Source organism: Pirellulales bacterium, assembly GCA_035656635.1.
In the GTDB taxonomy this organism is placed as follows: Bacteria; Planctomycetota; Planctomycetia; order Pirellulales; family JADZDJ01; genus DATJYL01.
The window spans coordinates 1-4,030 of sequence record DASRSD010000101.1; the positions used below are offsets into that span (position 1 = coordinate 1).

The following is a 4,030-nucleotide window of genomic DNA, read 5'->3' on the forward strand; positions in this document are numbered from 1 at the left end:
TAGGGAACTTCCACGTCGAGCACAAAGGGGCCGGGATAGGCGATCATTTCTTGGAGCGCCGCCGTCAAGTCGCTCTTCTTTTTCACCGTGGCTGCGCCGCAGCCGTAACCTTTGGCAATCGCCACAAAATCGGGATACCGCTCCGATGGCCCCAGGCCGTTCCCTTCGCCAATCGCTTCGGGATGATCAATCGGCCCCAAATACGTATGAGCCCGATTCCCCTGATGGAACCGATCTTCCCATTGCATCACCATGCCCAAGTGCTGATTATTGAGCAGCAGCACTTTCACCGGCAGCTTTTCGCAATAGGCCGTGGCCAATTCTTGAATGTTCATTTGAAAACTGCCGTCGCCGTCGATATCCACCACCAGCTTGTCCGGGTTGGCGGCTTTTGCGCCCACTGCGGCCGGCAAACCAAACCCCATCGTGCCCAGGCCGGAGCTGGAAAGAAACGTGCGCGGGTGCATGAACTTGTAAAATTGCGCCGCCCACATTTGGTGCTGACCCACGCCGACGGTGATGATCGTATCTTCGCCGCGCGTCAGTTTCCACAGTTCGTCAATGGCGTGCTGCTGCAAAATACCGTCAAAGTTTTTATCGTATTTCAACGGATCCGATTTCTTCCACTCGGCAGTTTGCTTGTGCCAGTCGCTTAAATCGTCGGGCGCTTCTACAATTTTGTTCAACTCGGCCAGGGCGAATTTAATGTCGCTGACAATCGGAATGTGCGCCGCCTTATTCTTGTTGATTTCCGAAGGGTCGACGTCAATGTGCACAATAAACCCGTGCTTGGCGAACTCCGCTACTTTGCCGGTCACGCGATCATCGAACCGCACCCCGAAGGCCAGCAGCAAATCGGCATCGTTCACGGCATAGTTGGAATAGACCGAGCCGTGCATGCCCAACATGTCGAGCGAAAGCTGCTCGTTGGCCGGAATAGCGCCCAGCCCCATCACCGTCATCGCCACGGGAATTTTTGTTTTGCGGACCAATTCGCGCAGCTCCGGGCTGGCATCGCCGCTAATTACCCCGCCGCCGGCGTAAATAATCGGCCGCTTGGCACGCTTGATGGCCGCCGCCACTTGCCGAATTTGCTCCGGCTTGGCAAACACCTCTGGATGATAGCCCGGCAAATTCATCGGCACGTTGTAGTCAGGCTCGACGGAACTAATTTGCACGTTTTTCGGCACATCGACTAACACTGGCCCCGGCCGCCCCGTCGTAGCAATGTGAAATGCTTCCCGCATCACCCGGGTCACGTCGTTCACGTCGGTCACTAAATAGTGATGCTTGGTAATGCCGCGGCACACTTCGACGATGGGCGTTTCCTGGAAGGCATCGGTTCCAATGACCGGCGTGCCAACCTGCCCGGTGATGGCAACGAGCGGCACGCTGTCCATTTTTGCGTCGGCAATGGCGGTCACTAAATTCAGGGCGCCCGGCCCGCTGGTGGCCATGCACACGCCTGGTTTTCCGGTGGTTCGAGCCAAGCCTTGGGCGGCGAACCCACCCCCTTGTTCATGGCGCGGAAGAATCGTGCGAATTTGATCTTTGAACCGCGTCAGGGCCTGGTGCAAAGGCATGCTGGCCCCGCCAGGGTAGGCAAAGATGATTTCCACGCCGTGGTTCACCAACGATTGCACCACCACATCGGAGCCGGTCACCAATCCGCTAGCAGTCCGCGGTTTAGAAGCTGTCGCCACGCAAAAACCTCATGAAATCTCTGGGTGTCTAGTGTCTGGTGGCCTTGTGTCTGGTTGACTGGCACATGGTGGTCTAGTGCCCTTATGCTACCAGGCACAAGACACCAGACGACCAGACACCACACACCAACCTCTTTCAGGCCAACACATTAGGATATGCGGCAGCCGGCCCCGATGCAACCGCACACCCCGCGAAATCGACGTAAATGCCGCTCTGCAGCGGACAATTATTCCTCCCATGCGGTTCAGGCGGGCTGCTGAGGTTGGAAGACGACATTTGGACGGCCAGGTTCGTCTTGACCTATCCCAGCCGGCCGCCGATCATACGCGACCTTTTCGCCAGGGGAGACACTCGTCCGACCGATCCTGCCCCAGCCAGCTTTCCTGTCCGGCGGCGGCTAAACCGCAAGCGAAATTCCGGTTGTTTGTTGATCCCTGTCAGATTCTGTTGCTCGTTCTCGTTCCCATCCCTACTCCCTAGCTCCTACTCCCTAATCCTAGCCCCTAGCCCAGTCCCTTCTCCCATGAAATCTATTCGCGTCTGTTTGCGTCGGGCACCATCGCTGCGATGGTCGGTGGCCTTTTTCTGCTTACTGCTAACACGCCAAATTTTCGCAGGCGAGGCCGTTCAATTCACCTACCGCGCGCCGCAAGTGGGCCAGCAGGCTTCGCACGAAATGAAATTTACGTTGGAGCTAAACATCAGTCTGCATCAGGCCGGGCAAACCATTTCGTCCGAAATGCAACAGCTCACCCGCGATCAGGATCGCCAGGTTACCGTATTGCAAGTGACCGACAACAAAGCCACCAAGGTGCAAGTCTTTTATTCGAAGGCGTGGGAGGAAGTCAGCCGCGGCAAGCAGGCCAGCACTCCGCAAACGCAGCCGATTGAAGGTAAATCGTACCTCGTCCAGCGCCGCGGTGAAGATTTGGTGGTTACCGATCCGCAAGGCGGCGAGGTGCCGGAAGAAGAGCGCTCGCTGGTGGCCGCCAGCATGGATGCCGTCGGCCATCCTAGTCCCTTAGGCGAATATTTGAACGGAAAAAAAATGGCGATCGGCCAAACTCTGCGCATGCCAAACGAAATGGCGTCGGTATTATTGGGCGTGAAAGACATCGGGGGCGATGCCCAGAAGGTCGAGCTGACTCTGCACGACGTGAACTTGGATGAAGATCATCGCCGCCTGGCCACCTTCGAAATGCTGGTAGTGCTGAAGCTCCCTGGCGGCGGCACCATGAACGTGAAAGGGCAACTGCAAATCGAGCCCGAAAGTTGCCAGGTGGCCAGCGCCAGCTTCGACGGCCCGGTTTCGATGCGGGAAGAGCAAGGTCCCACAGGCCACACCTTCGAAGTGGCCAGCGACGGCACCATGAAAGTCGCCGTCCGCTCGCATTATTTGAAGTAGTGCGCCTACGGTGCAAAGCGGTGTTAGGGATGTTTGATTACGAAATTCGCGAAGTGGAGTTTGTTGAACGTACACAATTACGGAGCCGCGCACGTCAGTAAGCGAGTGTTTTGAAGGTGGGGAATGCGCGATGATTTCTATGATGGCTAGATGGTTCACGCGCCTCCGAGTCTCGGAGACTCGGCTACGTGGCGGCAACGAAACGGCCACGAGATTCATACGGCCCATCGTCAGGCGGCGGCGGTTCGGCAATGCGGATCATGGTTCACCCTGGCATCATTTCGTTTCCTGTGATTCAATCAAGGCGGCAATAGTACCGTCCCAGGTGGCGTAGCTCAGATGCTCTACTCCATCGCCAAGTGCCAAAATGCACTGTGTTTCCTTCAACCATGATTCAAATGCAGATAATGTATTGAGCAAGCGGTCAACAGTGTCAGGGATGGTATATTTGGGAGGTATTTGTCTTTGTATTGTGCCAGTCGCAAGGAACCATACTTCGTCAAACCCGGCGAACACTCCTGCGTTTGAGGCACTTTCAACTTGTTCGCGGTTGAGCAGCACTCCCCCCAGGTTCCAATCGTGCATCGATTCCGTAATTCGACATAATGGACAGAATGTCCACGGGGGCGATGGTGCTGTCGACTGAAAGCACCAACGCAGATGCGAAATTCGGAAACTGTTTCAGCTTTTGTTGGAGGATGGTTCCTACCTCACTGTCAATATTTCCGTAATATAACCCTGTCGCGGTCTTCACTTGTATATCCAATATTCTGATGTTTGATTCATATGTTCGTTTATTATGGGGTTCTGACATTGTCTCACAGACCGATAGGAGCTAGTGCGACTGGTACTTCCCACCAGGAGTTAGCAGCGATCCAGGCAAAGATACAGCCCAGTCCTACGGCTTGTACTTTTGCATCA

At 55.5% G+C, this 4,030-nt stretch carries 3 protein-coding genes; 1 reads left to right on the forward strand and 2 read right to left on the reverse strand.

The annotated features are described in order from the left end of the window. Positions 1-1,703, reverse strand: a 1,703-nt coding sequence (gene ilvB, locus VFE46_09355) for a biosynthetic-type acetolactate synthase large subunit (GenBank protein ID HZZ28198.1), incomplete at its 3' end; no start/stop codon positions are given. A 524-nt stretch (positions 1,704-2,227) separates the two neighbouring features. Between ilvB and VFE46_09360 the strand changes: the two genes are divergently transcribed. After that, positions 2,228-3,109 carry a hypothetical protein gene (locus tag VFE46_09360; GenBank protein ID HZZ28199.1) on the forward strand — a complete coding sequence of 294 codons (882 nt, stop codon included), beginning with the start codon at positions 2,228-2,230 and terminating at the stop codon, positions 3,107-3,109. A gap of 276 nt (positions 3,110-3,385) precedes the next feature. On the opposite strand, the gene VFE46_09365 is transcribed toward VFE46_09360, so the two are convergent. Further along, positions 3,386-3,694, reverse strand: coding sequence for a hypothetical protein (locus VFE46_09365; protein ID HZZ28200.1), 309 nt, complete (start codon positions 3,692-3,694; stop codon positions 3,386-3,388). Between the last annotated feature and the right edge of the window lie 336 nt (positions 3,695-4,030).

Excerpts from the sequence above, each read along its gene's own strand:
- VFE46_09360 (HZZ28199.1), top strand. The coding sequence starts at position 2,228 with ATGAAATCTATTCGCGTCTGTTTGCGTCGGGCACCATCGCTGCGATGG.
- VFE46_09365 (HZZ28200.1), bottom strand. The coding sequence starts at position 3,694 with ATGCACGATTGGAACCTGGGGGGAGTGCTGCTCAACCGCGAACAAGTT.